We start from the raw sequence: 16,765 nt of genomic DNA, 5'->3' as shown, positions 1-16,765 counted from the left end.
GTTGGGTCCTAATCTGGCTCCATGGCTTTCGTTCCTCTCCACAACCACAGCGACTACAGCCTTCTGGATGGTGCGTCGCAGTTGCCGGCCATGGTGGAGCGGGCGAAGCAGTTGGGCATGCCTGCCATCGCCCTGACCGATCACGGCGTGATGTACGGCGCGGTTGAGCTGCTGAAGCTCTGTCAGGGCACAGGTCTCAAGCCGATCATCGGCAATGAGATGTATGTGATCAACGGGTCCATCGACGACCCGCAACCCAAGAAGGAAAAGCGTTACCACCTTGTGGTGTTGGCGAAAAACGCCACCGGCTACCGCAATCTGGTGAAGCTCACCAGCATCAGCCACCTGCGGGGGATGCGTGGACGCGGAATCTTCTCCCGTGCCTGCATCGACAAGGAGCTGCTGAAGCAACACAGCGAAGGCCTGATCATCGCGACGGCCTGCCTCGGTGGCGAGATCGCCCAAGCGATTTTGCGTGGTCGCCCCGATGTGGCTCTCAAGGTGGCAACTTGGTACCAAGAGGTCTTCGGCGACGACTACTACCTCGAGATCCAGGACCACGGATCTCCGGAGGATCGGATCGTCAACGTTGAGATCGTCAAAATTGCCAAGGAACTTGGCATCCAGATCGTTGCTACCAACGATGCCCACTACTTGAGCAAGCAGGACGTTGAAGCCCACGACGCCTTGCTCTGCGTGCTCACCGGCAAGCTGATCACCGATGAGAAGCGGCTGCGTTACACCGGTACCGAATACATCAAAACCAAAGAGGAGATGGGTTTTCTCTTTGCGGATCACCTCGAGCCTGAGGTGGTTAACGAAGCGATCGCCAATACCGTGAAGGTGGCCGAGAAGGTGGAGCCCTACGACATCCTCGGGCGCTATCAAATGCCCCGTTTCCCGATTCCCGAGGGCCATACCCCCGTCAGCTACCTGAGGGAGGTGACGGAGCAGGGATTGCGGGATCGGCTCGAGCTCAGCCCGGATGCTGCCTTGCCCGATGACTATGCCGAGCGCATGGCCCATGAGCTCAAGATCATGGAGCAGATGGGATTCCCCACCTACTTCCTAGTGGTATGGGATTACATCCGCTTTGCCCGGGAACAGCACATTCCCGTCGGTCCGGGTCGTGGCTCCGCCGCAGGGTCGCTTGTTGCGTACTGCCTGGGGATCACCAACATTGATCCGATCACCAACTGCCTGCTGTTCGAGCGCTTTCTCAATCCGGAACGCAAGTCGATGCCTGATATCGACACCGACTTCTGCATTGAGCGTCGTAGCGAGGTGATCGACTACGTCACCGAGCGTTACGGCGAGGACAAGGTGGCGCAGATCATCACCTTCAACCGGATGACCTCCAAGGCGGTTTTGAAGGATGTGGCCCGGGTGCTCGACATTCCCTACGGCGATGCCGACCGTCTGGCGAAGTTGATCCCAGTGGTTCGCGGTAAGCCTGCCAAGCTCAAGGCAATGATCGGCGAGGAATCCCCCAACCCCGAGTTCCGCGAGAAGTACGAGGCGGATCCAACGGTGAAGCGTTGGGTGGATATGGCGATGCGGATTGAAGGCACCAACAAAACCTTCGGTGTTCACGCAGCTGGTGTGGTCATCGCCGCTGACCCCCTCGATGAACTGGTGCCGTTGCAGCGCAACAACGACGGTCAGGTGATCACGCAGTACTTCATGGAAGACGTGGAATCCATGGGTCTGTTGAAGATGGATTTCCTGGGGTTGAAAAACCTCACGATGATCGAAAAGACCCTCGAGTTGGTGGAGGTGAGCAGTGGAACCCGTGTCGACCCCGACAAACTGCCGCCTCAGGATGAAGAGACCTTTGCCCTTCTGGCGCGTGGTGATCTGGAGGGGATCTTCCAGTTGGAATCCAGCGGAATGCGGCAGATCGTGCGTGATCTCAAGCCGTCATCGCTGGAAGACATCTCCTCGATCCTTGCCCTTTACCGGCCGGGGCCCCTCGATGCCGGGTTGATTCCCAAATTCATCAACCGCAAGCATGGCCGTGAGGCGATCGATTTCGCTCACGCGATTTTGGAGCCGATCCTGTCCGAGACCTACGGGATCATGGTGTATCAGGAACAGATCATGCGCATCGCGCAGGATCTGGCTGGTTACTCCCTGGGTCAGGCAGATCTGCTTCGGCGAGCGATGGGCAAGAAAAAAGTGTCTGAGATGCAGAAGCACCGCGGCATCTTTGTCCAGGGTGCTGGAGAGCGTGGCGTTGATGAAAAGGTCGCCGACGAACTGTTCGATCAGATGGTTCTCTTCGCTGAATATTGCTTCAACAAGAGCCATTCCACGGCCTATGGCGCCGTCACGTATCAGACGGCTTACTTGAAAGCGCACTACCCGGTCGCCTACATGGCGGCCCTGCTCACGGTGAATGCCGGAGCCGCCGACAAGGTGCAGCGCTACATCTCCAATTGCAATGCAATGGGGATTGAGGTGATGCCCCCGGATGTGAATGCCTCGCTCATCGATTTCACCCCTAACGGCGATCGGATCCTGTTTGGACTTTCCGCCGTTCGCAACCTTGGTGATGGTGCGATCCGTCGATTGATCGCCGCCCGCGATAGCGACGGACCCTTCCGTTCCCTGGCTGATCTCTGCGACCGGATCCCGTCTTCAGTGCTTAATCGCCGTGGTCTGGAGTCGTTGATTCACTGCGGTGCCCTGGATGCCATGGATCCGCAGGCCAACCGTGCTCAGTTGATGGCTGATCTTGATCTTCTGCTCGACTGGGCCTCCTCACGGGCCAAAGACCGAGACAGCGGCCAGGGGAACCTCTTTGATCTGATGGCTCCTGTCGCCAATAACGATGGGCCGGCGGATCTCAGCCATGCACCCAAGGCTTCTCCGGTGCCGGACTATCCCCCAACCGAAAAGCTTCGTCTCGAAAAAGATCTGGTGGGCTTCTACCTGTCAGATCATCCGCTTAAGCAACTCACGCCCTCGTCGAAGTTGTTGGCACCTATCGGTCTGGGCTCTCTGGAAGAGCAGCCGGACAAAGCCAAAGTCAGTGCCGTTGCGATGGTGGCTGAAATGCGCCAAGTCACCACCCGTAAGGGCGATCGCATGGCGATCCTGCAGCTCGAGGATCTCACGGGAAGTTGCGAAGCCGTGGTGTTCCCCAAGAGCTACGCCCGCCTCGCGGACCATCTCATGTCTGAAGCACGCCTCTTGGTGTGGGCTGGAGTTGATCGCCGTGACGAGCGCGTGCAGCTGATCATTGACGACTGCCGCGCCGTTGATGAGCTCAATCTCTTGCTTGTTCAGCTCCCCTCCGATCAGGCCAGTGACATCGCCATTCAGCACAAGCTGAGGGAATGCCTGAACCAACATCGCCCCGAGCGGGATGAGCTGGGCGTAAAGGTGCCTGTTGTCGCCGAGGTCTGCCACGGCGACAGCGTTCGTTATGTGCGACTTGGCTCCCAGTTCTGCGTGAAAGATGTTGATGCAGCAATCGCATCGCTGCGTACCCAATCGTTTGAGGCCCGAAGCAGTGACCGTCTGGTGCTCTCCTGATCGTCTGATCAGGAGGTTCTGATCAACGAAATTTGGTCAGGATTTTTCTTGCTTCTGCTGCTGCTTCTGGGCCCGAATCGACTCCTTCATCCGCTGAACGTTCGGCTTGAAATTCTCGAAGCCGAGCAGGGAACCCGGTTCGGGATCCCAGCTGGCGGTCAACACACCGACGCTGAGGCCCACCAGGCCCAAGAGGAAAAACAAACCGGAACCCGTGAGCGTTAGTCCAGGAGCGATATCGGCAATGCCCCGAGTGACCACGAAATAGCTGCCAACAAAAACTCCCATCCCAGCGAGGGACGGGAGTCCTGCAAATACAGCCACGCGACGGGCCATCCGATCGGCCACGTAGCGAGGAATGGCTTCCTGCCGAGGCGTCCCTGATGCAGGCTTACTAACCTTCCCAGACCCTTTCGGCTCGAAGGGGAGGGCATTGCGTTGCTCAGGCATGGGGCAGGTCGATCAGCCGCGGATGCCCAGTTTGGCGATCGTGTCGGCGTAGCGTTGCTCGCTCTTGCTCCGCATGTAGCTCAGCAGGCGCTTGCGGCGGCCAATCATCTTGAGCAGCCCCTGGCGTGAGGAGAAGTCATGGATGTTGTTCTGCAGGTGGCTGCTGAGACGGTTGATCCGCTCACTCAGCATGGCCACCTGGACCTCGGCCGAACCGGTGTCGGTGCCGTGGGTCTGGTGGGTGTTGATCAGCTGCTGCTTCTCGGAGGTATCAAGCGACATGCGCGGGGGGCGGCCCTGTCAGTGCAAACAACCAGCTTACCTTCGCGTGGGACGGCTCAGGCTGATTCACGGCTCAACCATTGCAAGCAGCCCCGCAGCCAGGCGTCCTGGTCGTCTCCAGCGGGTGGTTGGCCATCTGCCCCCTCGGCGATGGCACGGATGGCGCGACGGATTTCCAGATCGTCGTAACCCAGCATCGAGAGAGTGGCTTCGACGTCGACACCGCTTGCCGGCATCTGCTCCGAGCTGACGCCCTCCGCTAGCGATGGGGCGGGATCCACGCCCGCGAAAGCCGCAATCGAGGCCCTGAGTTCCACCGCCAGGCGCTCAGCGGTGCGTTTGCCGATGCCCTGCGCCTTGCAGAGTCGGCGTAGATCACCACTGCTGATCGCTTCCACCAGCTCCTGGGGCTTGCATTCCTGCATTAACGCCAGACCCGCCTGGGGGCCCACACCGCTGACGCTGATCAACAGGCGGAACAAATCCCGCTCCTGGCGCAGGGGAAAGCCGTAGAGGCTGCTGCCGTCCTCCCGCTGCACCTGATGAATCCATAGGTTCAAATCGACATCAGCAGAATGGTTGTGCTGATGTCGCTCAGTCAGGTGCACCTCATAACCGACCCCACCGCAGAGCAGCAGAACGCCGCTACGGTTGCCTTGAGTCCAGCACTCCATCGGTCGTCCCTGTAGCCAGCCGATCATGGGGAGAGGTTTCAACCGCGTCATGTTGCCGCAGCTGTCATTGCCTGTCTCTGCTTTCAAGCGCGTTGTGCGCCGCCTGCTTCAGGCGCTGTGCGTTCTATCGATCGTGGTTTCTTTGACGGCATGCAATGGATCTCAGCCGCCACGCGCTCTTTTAAATGAAGCGCTGGCCCTGCAGATTCAGCTCACCCAGTCGGCCATTGCAAGCTCCCTGGATCTCACCCCGATGCCCGTCGCCCCCAGCGTGAGCCGTGTGCGGGTGGAGGACCAGGAAAACTTTGCCTTGGGTGACGAGCAGGGCCTGAGGATTTCAGGCCGCTTCGATTGGCAACTGCCCGGAGATCGTGTGCAGGTGGATAGCCCCTTTGAGCTGTTTCTGCAGCGGGGCTCCCGTGGTCAGAGTTGGCGCCTGGCCAGGCCCAAGGGCGGATCCGTCGACCGTCAGGCTTGGCTGACCTACCCCTTGGGGTTGAAGAAAGCCTGAGTTCTAACGTCGCGCCGACAGGCTGATCAGGGTGGCGGCCAACACCAGCATCCCGCCACCCACCTGCCAGGAATTGATCGATTCTGCAAACCAAAGCCAGCCCCAGCCAGTGGCAAAGACCACCTGCACGTAGTTAATCGATGTGGCTCGGGCGGCGGGCAGACAGCGCAGGCCCTCGGTCACCCAGATCTGGCCCAGCTGTGTCATCACCCCGACCCCCAGGAGCCAAAACCATTCGATTCCCTGGAGCCAGACCCCTTGGTGCAGCACCCAGGGCAGGGTCAGGGGCACCGAGATCATCGGGAAATAGAGGATGATCACCAACGGGTGCTCGGTTTGAGACAGCCGCCGCACACTGACGTAGGCCAGGGCAGTCATCAGAGCGCCACCAATACCGATTAGGGCAGGGATCAGTTGTGCAGGTTGCGCTGTTCCCGTGAGCCACTGCGGTTGCACCACCAGGGTGACGCCGATCCAGCCCAGCAGAACCGCTGCACTGATGCGTCGGCGCAGGGGCTCGCCCAGCAGCAACAGCGCTGCCACGGCCGTAAAGGTGGGGTAGGTGTACTGGAGCACCGTCGCTGATGCGAGCGGCAGCTGGTCGATCGCTTCGAAAAAGCAGAGCAGGGCCAAGCTGCCCAGCACCCCTCGTGCCACCAGGAGCCCCCGTCGATGGCCCCAGGGGGAGACCCCAGCCAGGCACAGGCCCACAGCCGTCAGAACGATGCTGATCAGGGCCCGGCAGAGCACGATTTCCGCCACCGGAAGCCGACTGTTCAGTTGCTTGACGCAGACCGTCATCAGGCTGAAGGCCAGGGAGCTGAGAATCAGGGCTCGGCTGCCACGCACCGATTCCCGGTTCCACCAGGGTTGAGGGTTCTGCGGTTCGGCCATGGCTGTTCTGATGACGGGGTGCACGGAACCCTGCGACTTCGCAGAATGGACCGATGGTGAACGCCCGCCTGCACCCCAGAACGATCGAGGCCGTGAAGGAACGGGCCGACATCGTTGATGTGGTGGGCGAGCACGTGGTGCTCAAGAAGAAGGGACGGGAATTCGTCGGGATCTGTCCGTTCCATGACGACAGCAAACCGTCGATGACGGTGTCGCCCGCCAAGCAGTTCTACTACTGCTTCTCCTGTGGTGCCGGCGGCAACTCCATCAAGTTCCTGATGGAGTTCCAGCGCCAGAGCTTCAGCGATGTGGTGCTGGATCTGGCGCGGCGATATCAGCTGCCGATCGAGACGGTCGATGGTCCGCAGCAGGAACGGCTGCGGCAACAGTTGTCCCGCAGGGACAAGCTGCAACGGGCCCTGGCCCTGGCTGCCGGTTGGTTTCGCAGCCAGTTGATGGCACCCACGGGCGCAGAGGCCCTCAAATACCTTAGTGAGGCGAGAGGGCTGAGCCCCGCTACCCAAGAGACCTTCCAGCTCGGCTATGCGCCTGACCAGTGGGATGGTCTGCTGAAGCATCTTCAACAGGTGGAAGGGCTGGCCCCGGAGCTTCTCGAGGCTGCTGGGCTGGTGGTTCCCCGCAAGGGCGGCAATGGGTTTTATGACCGCTTCCGCCATCGGGTCATGGTGCCGATCCATGACCGTCAGGGTCGGGTCATCGGTTTCGGGGGACGCAGCCTTGATGGCAGCGAACCGAAATACCTCAACTCCCCCGAGACCGAAGTGTTCGAGAAGGGAAAGCATCTGTTTGGCCTTGATAAGGCCTCCAATGCCATCCGCAAGGACGACAGGGCCGTGGTGGTGGAGGGTTATTTCGATGTGATGGCCCTGCATGCCGCTGGCATCACCAACGCTGTGGCCTCCCTCGGCACGGCCCTGAGCAGTCAGCAGATCACCCAGTTGTGCCGCGTCAGCGACAGCAAGCGGATCGTTCTGAATTTCGACGCCGACGGCGCCGGTGTTCGTGCGGCCAATCGGGCCATCGGCGAGGTGGAACAGCTGGCGATGCAGGGCCAACTGGAGCTTCGGGTTCTGCACCTTCCGTCCGGCAAGGACCCCGATGAGTTCCTCAAACAGAACGGGGCCGGCGATTACCGCGCTCTGCTGGATCAAGCGCCCCTCTGGCTGGATTGGCAGATCGAGCAGGTGCTGGAGGAGCGCGATCTCAGCAAGGCCGACCAGTTCCAACAGGCGGTGACGGCCCTGGTGGGGCTGCTGGGCAAACTGCCCCAGTCCGCCGTGCGCACCCACTACCTCCAACGGGTGGCGGAGCGCCTCAGTGGTGGCCAAGGTCGGCTAGCGCTTCAGCTCGAGGACGACCTGCGCCAGCAGGTGAAGGGCCAGCGTTGGCATGGGCGCTCCAGCCGTCACGAGCAGCCTGGTGAATCCGGGCAGCGGGAGCGCTGTGAGGCCGATCTGCTGCGGCTGTATCTGCACTGCCCTCGGCATCGGGCCACGATTCGCCAGGAGCTGCGCAAACGCGAGCTGGAGGATTTCGCCATCCCCCATCACCGCCATCTTTGGGCGGCCATCACGGATTTGGAGGAGACCAACCTGTGTGAGGGGCGCTTGGAGTCGATCAGCCGATGCGATGACGACGGCGAGGGTTTGGATCTCATCGATCTGCCCCGATTGCTCACCGATCAACTCCTGTTGGAGAGCAGTGCGCTGGTGTCCCGCTTGACGCCTCTGCTGGAGCCTGGTGAATTGCAGCGTGTCGCCCTGGCGGAGCCGCTGGAGCAGCTGCGGGGCATTGCTGCCCTGCTGGAGCGGCAGAAAAGCTTGAAGCGCTGCCGGCACCTGTTGGAGGCCTGGGGCGGCCAGCGTCTGCAAACCCTGGAATCCTGCATCGCTGTACTGATTGATCAGGAGGCTTCGTCAGATCAGGCCTCCGTGGATATGGAGGTGAGGATTCAGGCCCTTTTCGATGACCTCAACCGTGATGCGCTGCGCTATCAGGAGCTTTATTACACCGAGAGAAAACACATCGGCCATCTGGATCAGCAACGTTGCGCCAGTTACACCATTCCTCCTGCCGCCTGATCCATGAGCCGGTGGTCTGGGCAAACTGCATCAGGATCTGTTCCTCGACCTGAAGATGTCTGAATTCTTCGAAGCGATCTGGCACGGTGAGGGCGTCGGCGACGGCGGTGATCTGGAGGAAGCGCTGCAGGCCTACGTCGCGGTGAAGCCGGAGGAGGGGGATTGGGTTGAGGCTTGCGCCGCCGAGGGGGCCGACCCCGTGATCGAGCGCTTCGCCTCGTTTGACGCCTACCTCGACAATGCTGATCCGCTTGCGCGCATTGCCGTCACCCCGCAGATGATCAGCGAAGCCCTTGCGTTGTTGCCGTCCTGATGACTGATTCGCAGATGGATTTCGCCGCGCTCGATCCGGTTAACCACCTCTGGCCGGCCTTCGTGGAGCGTCTGGGTTCCGAGAAGGCTCAGCGGGCTGTTCGTCAGGCGCTGGATCTGCAGGGCATGCGAGGGCACCAGGGCACTCTGCCGGTGCTGTTCACTGAAACCGGAGGATTGGCGTTGGCCAGCACCGATCTGGTTCGGGAGCAGACGGGCCTCAACGCCCACGGTGAGCGGATGGTGTTGCTGCTCAGCACCCGTGAACAGGTCATCCAGTTGCTGCAGGAGGCCTGAGGCGTTCCTGGATTGTGTTGATCAGGCTCTCACCACCGGTAGATCCTGCAGACGGGTGGTGGCGGCGCGGCTGAGTTGCTCACGCCGCATCAACCAGCTGGGCTGCAGTCCGCAACCGGCCCATTGCAGGGTTCCACGCCCGTAACGCCGATTGATCTGGTCGATGGTCTGCATCAGGCACTCCCGTTTCTGCTGCTGCTCCTCACTCATCGGCACCATCAGATGGGTCTGCAGGATGTCGTGGCTCTGCAGGTGCTGCATCAGCACGCCGGCCTTGGCCAATTGACGGTGGGCGCGAAAGATCCGTGCCACCAAGGGCCGTGCCGCCTCCAGCAGCACGGCTGTGTCATTGCTCGGCAGGTCCAGCTGCGTGCTGGCGGCTTGGCTGTAAAACCCAGGAGCGAACGGGCTGGTGCGCGTGTAGACGGTGAGCGCTGCTGCCCGTTGTCGTTGTTTGCGCAATTTCTCGGCGGCGCGCACCACATAGGTGGCGATGGCCTGGTGTAGCTCCTCCTGGCTGGTGATGGGTCGACTGAAACTGCGGCTCACGCAGGTTTCTTCCTTCGGTGCTGGTGCCAGCTCCAGCGGCAGGCAGGCATGGCCCCGCAGCTCCCGTTGCAGCCGCAGACCCACCACGCCGCATTTGGCGCGCAGTTCACCGCTCGGCATGTCCCGGAGGTGTCGTGCGTTGCTGACGCCCCGCAGGCGGCACCAATGGGCCAGTTGTCGACCGATTCCCCACACATCCTCGATCGCAATGGTTTCCAGCCAGCGATCGGGGTTGTCGCACTGGCCGAGGTCGAACATCCCGGCATGGTCTGGGGTCTGTTTGGCCAGGCGATTGGCCAGCTTGGCTTGTGCCTTGCTGGCCCCTAAGCCGATGGCGATCGGAAGGCCGAGGTTCTGCCGTGCCCGTGCCCGCAGCTGACGGGCCCAACCCTGCAGGTCGCCATTGCGGGGACGACAAATCCTCCCGAAGGCCTCGTCAATCGAATACACCTCCAGCTCTTCACAGTGGGCCTCCAGCAGGCTCATCATGCGCTGGCTCATATCGGCATAGAGGGCGTAGTTCGAACTGCGCACCACAACGTTGTGGTGCTCCAGTTCCCGGCGCGCCTTGAAGTACGGCGTCCCCATGCGGATGCCCAGGGCACGCGCTTCGGCACTGCGCGCCACGATGCAGCCGTCGTTGTTGGACAGCACCACCACGGGGTGGCCGATCAGAGCCGGGTCCAGGCTCTGTTCGCAGGAGGCATAGAAATTGTTTCCATCGATCAGAGCCGTGGCCTGAGGCATGGCGATGTCGCTTCAGAGCGGATGGATGACGTGGATGGCCACGCCCCAGATCTGCACCTCGCCGCAGCGGTGAAGCTCCAGCGGCGGATAGTCCGGATGGGCGGCTTCCAGGCGCAACCGGCCGCGATGACGCATCAGGCGTTTGAGGGTGAAGGCACCGTCAAGCACGGCCACAACCACCTGGCCCGGGCGCGGATCGAGGCTGCGATCGACCATCAGAAGATCGCCATCGTGGATGCCGGCGTCGGTCATCGATTCGCCGCTCACATGCAGAAAAAAGGTGCTGGTGGGATGCCGGATCAGCTGTTCATTGAGGTCGATCCCCACGTCGACGTAGTCATCAGCGGGGGAGGGGAAACCAGCGGCGATGCGTTCCCCAGCCAGGGGCAGGGTGAGCCGACTGCGCTTGGGCTGCAGGGGCAGCGGTCTGTATTGGAGCTCCACGACAGCAGCAACAGCTGACTAAATAGTACGCATGTACTGATTGCTGTGGGGAGGATTCGGTGAGGATGGTGTCCTTCGAAATCTGGTGTTGGCTGACTCTCCTTACCTTGTGGCCATGGCGTTGATCGATCAGCAGGGCCAGCGCGCTTTGCCCCTGGGGGGACGGTCTCAGAAAGAGGTGGCTCCGCAGGGTGAGGCTCCGGAGGCGTTGGGTCATGTCTTGGTGCTGGAGCTGCTGCTGCGGGTGTGGCAGCGCAGTGATCAGGGTGTTCTTCAGCGTGCGTCTGGCGCCGACAGCCTGCTGCTGGTGGAGCTGCCGATGGAACGGCTGCCGGAGGACGTGCCCAAGCTCAAGGCGGACTGGTTGAACACGGGAGATACGGCCGCGTTTAAAGCGGGATTGCAGGCTTTTTCCCCACGGGCCTGGACGGTTTCGATCGAAAAATTCAAGCCGGCGGCTCTGCAGCCGTTGTGGTGAGGGGCGCTTGCTCCCAGATGTTCACGGCCACGGAATAGCGCTCGCCTTCGAACGGGTTGATCCGATGCAGGATGCCAGGGGAGAAGAGCACCAGGCGGTTCACCACCGGTGGGATCGAGATCACCGAGCGGAATGTGGGCAACGGCCCCTGGTATCCGTTCTCGATCGGAGGGTTGTCGGCCACCAGCAGTTCGCCGCCAGCGCAGCTCACGTGGGGGTAAAACACGGTGGACAGCAACGGCAGCACAAAACGGCCGCTGCGTTGGCCTTCGAGCTCGTCTTTGTCGATGTGCCAGTCGAGATCGTTGTTGGTGTTGCACTACCACTCGACTCCAGCCCGCTGGGGGGCGAACGGTGTGGCCATCGGGAGTAGGGCTTCGTCGAGGTAGCGATCGACGACGGCTTGATGAGCGGGTGAATGGATCGAGCGGGGAGATCCGGTTTCAGGGCGCCAGCTGAATTGCGCATCGCCGTCGTGTTGCTCCTTGAGCCGCCCATGGATGTCACAGAGGTCGCGAAGGTCCTGGAGGGCGCTGGCCGGCAGAAGGTTGTCGATGACGTGCAGCAAAGTCAGGCCTCCCCAGCAGCTTGTGCTTGCAGGCGCATCACATAGTGAAACGCCTCGCTATCGGTGTCACGAGCAATTTTTTTGAGCCCAAAGCTGTCGCGGCGTTCGATCATGCGATCGATGCTTTTGCAGGACACTTTCTTTTCCTTGGGCACTGTGATCAAAGGTGGCTGAAAGCTGGTGTCTTGGTCTTCCAAAAGATGAAGAATGCTGCGAATGGCGATCTCAGTGACCGGCTAAATGCACTGAGGGTTCTTCTTAAGGAAGCTGTGTTTGAAGTAATAGTTGTAAACAATGCCAAAAGTTTTGAAGACTGACCAGGGCATGTAGGCGCCGCAAACTCGTCCCTTACGCAGCTTTGAACGGTCTCCGTTGAACATCTCTTGGGTAAAGCGTTTGAGTCGCGGGTCGGATTTTGCTTTCGCTGTCCATTTCCAACGGTTATTGCCACTCTTAAAAGAGTTGTTGCCGCAGCCAATGCGGTGGTTCTGGAGCTGATCCTTGGCTTTGGGTGACACCAATAGATCGGTATCGGTGTGAATCAGGACTTTGTCGTGACTGTGGTGATCGGCAAGCACCGTTTTAATCAGTTCACAGAGGGCATAGGCCGTGCAGGGTCGCCAGGTGGGTTGCCTGCGTTCGGTGAAAACAATGCTGTGCCCCTCACTTTCGGCGAAGGCGGTGAGCTCGGCTTGGAGATTCGGGTGACTCTCCAGAGACACATGGAAGTAATGACGCAGCTCGAAGGGTGCAAGAAACACCCTGTAGTTCTCCAGTTGTCGGGCGATGTGTTCAATCGACTGGCCATGAATCGGAGACAGCAGAGCCAGATGCATGGTCGAGGAGCAGAGATCAGCGACCATCGCTGAACCCTAGGCGCGGTGATAAGGGCTGCCTTGGACAATCGCCTGAGCCCGGAACAGTTGTTCCACGAGCATCAGCCGCGCCAGTTCGTGGGGGAAGGTCATCGGGGAGAGGCTCAGATGCCATTGGGCCTGCGCCTTGAGCTCAGCTGTGAGACCGTCGGCTCCACCAATCACAAAGGCCAGCCGCTGGTTGCCGAATTGTTCGAGTCGTTGCGCGAAAGGCACCGACGCCAAGGTGTCGCCCTGCTCCATCAGCGCAATCAGGGTTTCATCGGGTCGTAGGGCTGCTCTGATGGCATCGGCTTCCTTGCCTGGGTTGCTGTCGCGAAGTTCGTTGATGGTTAACCCAGGCAGGCGTTTGAGGTACAGGTCAATGCCGTCTTGAATCCAGCCACGACGAATTTTGCCCACCGCAAGAATCCGGCAACGGGCCGGGTTCAAACGTCATCTCCCTCGTCCTCGAGCAGCAGTTGCCCGAAAGCCACATACAGGCTTTCCTCATAGCTGCCCGGGTCAACCTTTGGCCCTTTCGGTTGGGTGTTTTTTCCCGGTCCGGGTTGGCTGCGCGCTGGTGCGCCAAGGGCTGGAGTGTGGTCGTTGCTATTGAAAGGCGACGGTTGGGCCGATGGTTTGCTTTGGGCCTCCAACTGTTTGAGGCGAGCCATCAGATGCTCAGGAACGGTGCCGTCCTGGCTGGCCTTCATTAGTTCTCGGAAGAGCTCCTCCGGGTTCTTCTCGGTTTCAACGCGATGGCGCACCTGGCTGGCTTTGGGAGCTGCTGAAGGCTTCTCCGGTTCCGGCAGGCGTGCGGGGAGTTGACGCCCCAACTCACGCAGGCGCTCGAGGCTGCGGGGATCAAAACTCATGGTTCAGGCGCAACCGAGACTCTCGCGGGTGCTGCGGCCCGTGACGGAATTCGTTCCGTCGGCAACGGCGCAGAGGCTTTTGAGTTGGTCACCGCGCATGGGAACGTCGGTGAAGTCGGCTCCCGTGATCAACACATCGCTAAAGCGGGTGTTGAAGGCAAAGGCCCCCTCCAGCACGGCATCCTCAAGGTTGGTGCCTGTCATCACAGCGGCGTCCAGGGTGGCTTCGCGCAGATCGGTGCCGCTGAGGTCGGCGTCCTGCAGCTTGGCGCCGTAGAGGCTGGCTCCCCGCAGGTCCGATCCAGAGAGGTTGGCTTCGCGCAGGTTGCTGAGGTTGAAGGTGGCCCCCCGCAGGTCCTTGTTCGAATAGTCGGCACCGATCAACACCTGTTTGGCCACATCCATCGCGGCGTGGGCCGGAGCCGCCAAAAGCCACTGGCATGTGAACACCACTAAAGAGATCAGTACTGCCGTGAAGCGTCTGCGCATGATCGGAACCATCACCCCTGAACCCTAGAACCGTTCCTGGGAGGAACGCTCAGGCCCAGGTTGAATGGAGATCAACAGGGTTCCGATGGCCGCACCGGCGTTGTTGTCACCCAAAGGAAGCAAGGGAAGGAAGAGCCACCTCGCGATCCCAGTGACGCACACAGGCTCACCCCAAAATCTTCAACACACGGTCAGCACGACATTCAGCTCACGGTCGCCACGACCCTCACCTTGGTATGCCGATCCTGCATATCGAACCGATTCGGCCCACCACCTCCACCTGAGTGCACCAAGCTGATCTAGGTCACATAGGGGTGTGCCGTTAGCAGAACGAGCACCCCTTTGTTTCCACCTCGTTGGCCAGTGCAGGTCCATCGACACAGCAGCAGCTGTTGGTGGTGGAGGGCCGTCGCAATGGATGTCGGGACCGCCATGGCCTGGATGTCTTTCACCCCGCCAAACGGCGCCGCATGGCTCGCGCAATCATTTGTTGGAGAGCTGTGCATCCGGCGTCAGTTGAGCAGCTGCTTCGGGTCAAGCTGGCCCTTGTTCCCTTGATGACATCCCGCCGAACGATTCGCTGGATTGATGTGGAACGGCTGTGCTGATGCACAGTTGACCCATGGGTTTCTCCGGACATCACGCCCGCAAGCGTTTCGGTCAGCACTGGTTGCGGGATGACTCCGTACTGCAACGAATTATCGAGGCTGCTGATCTGCAGTCCTCCGATCGGGTGCTTGAGGTGGGGCCCGGTCGGGGGGCGTTAACCGAGCGTCTGCTGGCCGAGGGTGTGAAGGCGGTTCATGCGATTGAGCTCGATCGTGATCTGGTGGACGGTCTTCAGGAGCGTTTTGAGGCTCAGTCTGGATTCAGCCTCCATCAAGGGGATGTTCTCGAAGCTCCACTTGAATTGAGTGATGGCCACATCGCCGACAAGGTGGTGGCCAACATCCCGTACAACATCACTGGTCCGCTGCTGGAGCGGTTGGTGGGCCGACTGGATCGGCCGGTGGATCCGCCCTACCAACGGCTTGTGTTGCTGGTGCAGAAGGAAGTGGCGGAGCGGATTCGTGCCCGGCCCGGCCACAGCAGTTTCAGTGCTCTGAGCGTCCGCATGCAGTTGCTGGCCCGGTGCCGTTCGGTGTGTCCCGTGCCACCGCGCTGTTTTCAGCCTCCACCAAAGGTGCAATCAGAAGTGATCTGCCTGGATCCCTTGCCGGCTTCGGAGCGGGTGGAGCCAGCTTTGGCCGTCCGAGTGGAATCGCTTCTGAAGCAGGCGTTTTTGGCGCGGCGCAAGATGTTGCGCAACACCCTGGCGGGCGTGGCTGAGCCAGAGCGCTTGAAGGATCTGGCGGCCTCTTCAGGTTTCAGCCTTCAGCAACGCCCTCAGGAACTGCCTCCCGACACCTGGGTCGCCCTGGCCAGGGGTTTGAATCGGGGCGACTGAACAACCACCATGATCACGGTGACGGCCCCGGCCAAAGTCAATCTTCACCTTGAGGTCCTAGGGCTGCGGTCGGACGGTTTCCATGAGCTGGCCATGGTGATGCAGAGCATCGACTTGGCGGATCGCCTGGCCTTTCAGAACACCGCCGATGCTCAACTCAGCCTCACTTGCGATGACGCCACCCTCGGTGTCGGCGATGACAACCTGATCATCAAGGCGGCCCAACTGCTCCGGGACCGTTCCGGTTTCAGTGAACTGGGAGCGTCGATACATCTGGAGAAGCGCATCCCCATTGGAGCTGGCCTGGCTGGTGGCTCCAGCGACGGCGCCGCAGCATTGGTGGGACTGAATGCCCTGTGGGGGTTGGGCCATAGCCCGGCGGCGCTGGAGCGAATGGCCGCTGAGCTCGGTTCAGACATGCCCTTCTGTGTGGCCGGAGGATGTCAGCTCTGTTTCGGGCGAGGCGAACAACTTGAAGCCGTGCCGCCAACGCCCCAACCCCTGGCAGTGCTTTTGGTCAAAGACCCCACGGTGAGCGTCTCAACGCCCTGGGCCTACAAGCGTTGCCGTGAGCTCAATCAATCCCATTACCTCGCTGATGAGGCGGCTTTTGAACAACGCCGGCAAGCCTTGCGAAGCGTTGATTGGCTCCACCCTTTGCGCACCGATCTGCCACCTCCCTTGCGCAACGACTTGCAGGAGGTGGTCGCTCCTGAAACAGCTGCGGTGCGTTCGGCGCTCGACTTGTTGAAGAGCGTTCCGCATAGCCTGGCAGTGGCTATGAGCGGTTCTGGGCCCAGTTGTTTCGCGCTGTTCTCCGATCTGGTGTCATGCCTCCAGGCGCAGGATCAGCTCAACCCCCAGCTTGAGCGCGCCGGCTTGAAGGCTTGGTCTTGCGCCCTCCGCAGCGATGGCGTGAGGATCGAGGCATGACTGAAGCCCCCACACCAGAGAGCCCCGAACCAAGGGATCCGCGCAAAGGTCCTCTGAGCTTTCTCTCCGGAGCGCTAACGGCTGGGCTTTTGGCCTGGCTGGCCCTGGGCCTGAGTCGGAGGATGGTGGTGTATTTCGCCGTTCACCCCCCGCATTACAGCTCGCCGATTGCCCAAAACATCGCCGTCACCCTCAAGACCCTGCTGGTGGGTTTGTCCTTCTTGGCCACCTTCAGCTCAGGGTTTGTGGCCCTTGGTCTGACCCTGGTGTTTCTTCGCAGTCTCTTTACGGCTCGCGATCAGAACCCTGCCTAGCG

General features: G+C 60.8%; 22 protein-coding genes and 1 pseudogene. 10 read left to right on the top strand and 13 right to left on the bottom strand.

The window, feature by feature from the left end; translation table 11 throughout:
* Positions 1-21: 21 nt before the first annotated feature.
* Entirely contained in the window at positions 22-3,540 is a 3,519-nt protein-coding gene (locus FZX09_RS03690; RefSeq protein WP_226400096.1) for a DNA polymerase III subunit alpha, read from the top strand.
* A 36-nt stretch (positions 3,541-3,576) separates the two neighbouring features.
* Here FZX09_RS03690 and FZX09_RS03685 read toward each other — a convergent pair whose 3' ends face one another.
* The 3 genes from FZX09_RS03685 to ruvA are packed head-to-tail and all read right to left on the bottom strand — an operon-like array spanning position 3,577 to position 4,973.
* Entirely contained in the window at positions 3,577-3,990 is a 414-nt protein-coding gene (locus tag FZX09_RS03685; RefSeq protein WP_226400091.1) for a PAM68 family protein, read from the bottom strand.
* A 12-nt stretch (positions 3,991-4,002) separates the two neighbouring features.
* Entirely contained in the window at positions 4,003-4,272 is a 270-nt protein-coding gene (rpsO, locus tag FZX09_RS03680; RefSeq protein WP_226400090.1) for a 30S ribosomal protein S15, read from the bottom strand.
* Positions 4,273-4,328: 56 nt separating this feature from the next.
* Positions 4,329-4,973 carry a Holliday junction branch migration protein RuvA gene (gene ruvA / locus FZX09_RS03675; protein ID WP_226400360.1) on the bottom strand — a complete coding sequence of 215 codons (645 nt, stop codon included), beginning with the start codon at positions 4,971-4,973 and terminating at the stop codon, positions 4,329-4,331.
* 22 nt (positions 4,974-4,995) lie between these two features.
* On the opposite strand from ruvA, the gene FZX09_RS03670 reads away from it, so the two are divergent.
* A complete protein-coding gene (locus FZX09_RS03670; RefSeq protein ID WP_226400089.1) occupies positions 4,996-5,457 on the top strand; it encodes a hypothetical protein in 462 nt (153 codons plus the stop codon).
* 3 nt (positions 5,458-5,460) lie between these two features.
* On the opposite strand, the gene FZX09_RS03665 is transcribed toward FZX09_RS03670, so the two are convergent.
* The gene (locus FZX09_RS03665; RefSeq protein ID WP_226400088.1) at positions 5,461-6,351 is read right to left on the bottom strand and encodes a DMT family transporter; all 891 of its coding nucleotides are present in this window, start codon (positions 6,349-6,351) and stop codon (positions 5,461-5,463) included.
* A 53-nt stretch (positions 6,352-6,404) separates the two neighbouring features.
* On the opposite strand from FZX09_RS03665, the gene dnaG reads away from it, so the two are divergent.
* Genes dnaG through FZX09_RS03650 form a run of 3 tightly spaced genes read left to right on the top strand, consistent with a single transcriptional unit; the run spans position 6,405 to position 9,062 of the window.
* The gene (gene dnaG / locus FZX09_RS03660) at positions 6,405-8,453 is read left to right on the top strand and encodes a DNA primase (protein WP_226400087.1); all 2,049 of its coding nucleotides are present in this window, start codon (positions 6,405-6,407) and stop codon (positions 8,451-8,453) included.
* 55 nt (positions 8,454-8,508) lie between these two features.
* On the top strand, positions 8,509-8,766 hold the full coding sequence (locus FZX09_RS03655; protein ID WP_226400086.1) for a hypothetical protein: 258 nt from the start codon (positions 8,509-8,511) through the stop codon (positions 8,764-8,766).
* Positions 8,766-9,062, top strand: a complete 297-nt coding sequence (locus FZX09_RS03650; RefSeq protein ID WP_226400085.1) for a hypothetical protein — start codon at positions 8,766-8,768, stop codon at positions 9,060-9,062. Before FZX09_RS03655 ends, FZX09_RS03650 begins: the two co-directional genes overlap by 1 nt.
* A 21-nt stretch (positions 9,063-9,083) precedes the next feature.
* On the opposite strand, the gene FZX09_RS03645 is transcribed toward FZX09_RS03650, so the two are convergent.
* Both FZX09_RS03645 and FZX09_RS03640 read right to left on the bottom strand, forming a co-directional pair.
* Entirely contained in the window at positions 9,084-10,358 is a 1,275-nt protein-coding gene (locus FZX09_RS03645) for a Y-family DNA polymerase (RefSeq protein ID WP_226400084.1), read from the bottom strand.
* Positions 10,359-10,370: 12 nt separating this feature from the next.
* Positions 10,371-10,802, bottom strand: coding sequence for a translesion error-prone DNA polymerase V autoproteolytic subunit (locus FZX09_RS03640; protein ID WP_226400083.1), 432 nt, complete (start codon positions 10,800-10,802; stop codon positions 10,371-10,373).
* Positions 10,803-10,890: 88 nt separating this feature from the next.
* On the opposite strand from FZX09_RS03640, the gene FZX09_RS03635 reads away from it, so the two are divergent.
* On the top strand, positions 10,891-11,280 hold the full coding sequence (locus FZX09_RS03635) for a hypothetical protein (RefSeq protein ID WP_226400082.1): 390 nt from the start codon (positions 10,891-10,893) through the stop codon (positions 11,278-11,280).
* Here the strand turns inward: FZX09_RS03635 and FZX09_RS03630 are convergent.
* The 7 genes and pseudogenes from FZX09_RS03630 to FZX09_RS03600 all read right to left on the bottom strand — a co-directional run.
* Positions 11,249-11,578, bottom strand: a pseudogene (locus FZX09_RS03630) (2OG-Fe(II) oxygenase); the annotation flags it as partial. The gene FZX09_RS03635 and the pseudogene FZX09_RS03630 overlap by 32 nt on opposite strands.
* A 21-nt stretch (positions 11,579-11,599) precedes the next feature.
* Positions 11,600-11,848 carry a hypothetical protein gene (locus FZX09_RS03625; protein WP_226400080.1) on the bottom strand — a complete coding sequence of 83 codons (249 nt, stop codon included), beginning with the start codon at positions 11,846-11,848 and terminating at the stop codon, positions 11,600-11,602.
* Between the two features lie 2 nt (positions 11,849-11,850).
* Positions 11,851-12,003: a hypothetical protein gene (locus FZX09_RS03620; RefSeq protein WP_226400078.1), complete on the bottom strand. Its 153-nt coding sequence runs from the start codon at positions 12,001-12,003 to the stop codon at positions 11,851-11,853.
* Between the two features lie 81 nt (positions 12,004-12,084).
* On the bottom strand, positions 12,085-12,711 hold the full coding sequence (locus tag FZX09_RS03615; RefSeq protein ID WP_226400076.1) for a hypothetical protein: 627 nt from the start codon (positions 12,709-12,711) through the stop codon (positions 12,085-12,087).
* 9 nt (positions 12,712-12,720) lie between these two features.
* Positions 12,721-13,155, bottom strand: a complete 435-nt coding sequence (locus FZX09_RS03610; RefSeq protein ID WP_226400066.1) for a 23S rRNA (pseudouridine(1915)-N(3))-methyltransferase RlmH — start codon at positions 13,153-13,155, stop codon at positions 12,721-12,723.
* Positions 13,152-13,580, bottom strand: a complete 429-nt coding sequence (locus FZX09_RS03605; RefSeq protein WP_226400065.1) for a hypothetical protein — start codon at positions 13,578-13,580, stop codon at positions 13,152-13,154. The genes FZX09_RS03610 and FZX09_RS03605 overlap by 4 nt, the downstream gene beginning before the upstream one ends.
* A 3-nt stretch (positions 13,581-13,583) precedes the next feature.
* Positions 13,584-14,069: a pentapeptide repeat-containing protein gene (locus FZX09_RS03600; RefSeq protein WP_226400064.1), complete on the bottom strand. Its 486-nt coding sequence runs from the start codon at positions 14,067-14,069 to the stop codon at positions 13,584-13,586.
* A gap of 356 nt (positions 14,070-14,425) precedes the next feature.
* Here FZX09_RS03600 and FZX09_RS03595 point away from each other — a divergent pair, with 356 nt between their 5' ends.
* From FZX09_RS03595 to FZX09_RS03580, 4 genes are read left to right on the top strand one after another with little or no spacing between them, the layout of a single operon-like run.
* Complete coding sequence (locus FZX09_RS03595) at positions 14,426-14,677, top strand: hypothetical protein (RefSeq protein ID WP_226400063.1); 252 nt, start codon at positions 14,426-14,428, stop codon at positions 14,675-14,677.
* A gap of 14 nt (positions 14,678-14,691) precedes the next feature.
* Positions 14,692-15,516, top strand: coding sequence for a 16S rRNA (adenine(1518)-N(6)/adenine(1519)-N(6))-dimethyltransferase RsmA (rsmA, locus tag FZX09_RS03590; RefSeq protein WP_226400062.1), 825 nt, complete (start codon positions 14,692-14,694; stop codon positions 15,514-15,516).
* Between the two features lie 9 nt (positions 15,517-15,525).
* Positions 15,526-16,449 (top strand): 4-(cytidine 5'-diphospho)-2-C-methyl-D-erythritol kinase, encoded by a 924-nt coding sequence (gene ispE / locus FZX09_RS03585; protein WP_226400061.1) that lies wholly within the window; start codon positions 15,526-15,528, stop codon positions 16,447-16,449.
* On the top strand, positions 16,446-16,763 hold the full coding sequence (locus FZX09_RS03580) for a DUF3082 domain-containing protein (RefSeq protein WP_226400060.1): 318 nt from the start codon (positions 16,446-16,448) through the stop codon (positions 16,761-16,763). Before ispE ends, FZX09_RS03580 begins: the two co-directional genes overlap by 4 nt.
* Positions 16,764-16,765 lie beyond the last annotated feature (2 nt).

The organism is Synechococcus sp. MU1643 (assembly GCF_020514095.1).
GTDB lineage: Bacteria > Cyanobacteriota > Cyanobacteriia > PCC-6307 > Cyanobiaceae > Parasynechococcus.
This window is presented reverse-complemented; position numbering and strand designations above follow the sequence as displayed.

Excerpts from the sequence above, each read along its gene's own strand:
- FZX09_RS03690 (WP_226400096.1), top strand. The coding sequence starts at position 22 with ATGGCTTTCGTTCCTCTCCACAACCACAGCGACTACAGCCTTCTGGAT.
- FZX09_RS03685 (WP_226400091.1), bottom strand. The coding sequence starts at position 3,990 with ATGCCTGAGCAACGCAATGCCCTCCCCTTCGAGCCGAAAGGGTCTGGG.
- rpsO (WP_226400090.1), bottom strand. The coding sequence starts at position 4,272 with ATGTCGCTTGATACCTCCGAGAAGCAGCAGCTGATCAACACCCACCAG.
- ruvA (WP_226400360.1), bottom strand. The coding sequence starts at position 4,973 with ATGATCGGCTGGCTACAGGGACGACCGATGGAGTGCTGGACTCAAGGC.
- FZX09_RS03670 (WP_226400089.1), top strand. The coding sequence starts at position 4,996 with ATGTTGCCGCAGCTGTCATTGCCTGTCTCTGCTTTCAAGCGCGTTGTG.
- FZX09_RS03665 (WP_226400088.1), bottom strand. The coding sequence starts at position 6,351 with ATGGCCGAACCGCAGAACCCTCAACCCTGGTGGAACCGGGAATCGGTG.
- dnaG (WP_226400087.1), top strand. The coding sequence starts at position 6,405 with ATGGTGAACGCCCGCCTGCACCCCAGAACGATCGAGGCCGTGAAGGAA.
- FZX09_RS03655 (WP_226400086.1), top strand. The coding sequence starts at position 8,509 with ATGTCTGAATTCTTCGAAGCGATCTGGCACGGTGAGGGCGTCGGCGAC.
- FZX09_RS03650 (WP_226400085.1), top strand. The coding sequence starts at position 8,766 with ATGACTGATTCGCAGATGGATTTCGCCGCGCTCGATCCGGTTAACCAC.
- FZX09_RS03645 (WP_226400084.1), bottom strand. The coding sequence starts at position 10,358 with ATGCCTCAGGCCACGGCTCTGATCGATGGAAACAATTTCTATGCCTCC.
- FZX09_RS03615 (WP_226400076.1), bottom strand. The coding sequence starts at position 12,711 with ATGGTCGCTGATCTCTGCTCCTCGACCATGCATCTGGCTCTGCTGTCT.
- FZX09_RS03605 (WP_226400065.1), bottom strand. The coding sequence starts at position 13,580 with ATGAGTTTTGATCCCCGCAGCCTCGAGCGCCTGCGTGAGTTGGGGCGT.
- FZX09_RS03600 (WP_226400064.1), bottom strand. The coding sequence starts at position 14,069 with ATGCGCAGACGCTTCACGGCAGTACTGATCTCTTTAGTGGTGTTCACA.
- rsmA (WP_226400062.1), top strand. The coding sequence starts at position 14,692 with ATGGGTTTCTCCGGACATCACGCCCGCAAGCGTTTCGGTCAGCACTGG.
- ispE (WP_226400061.1), top strand. The coding sequence starts at position 15,526 with ATGATCACGGTGACGGCCCCGGCCAAAGTCAATCTTCACCTTGAGGTC.
- FZX09_RS03580 (WP_226400060.1), top strand. The coding sequence starts at position 16,446 with ATGACTGAAGCCCCCACACCAGAGAGCCCCGAACCAAGGGATCCGCGC.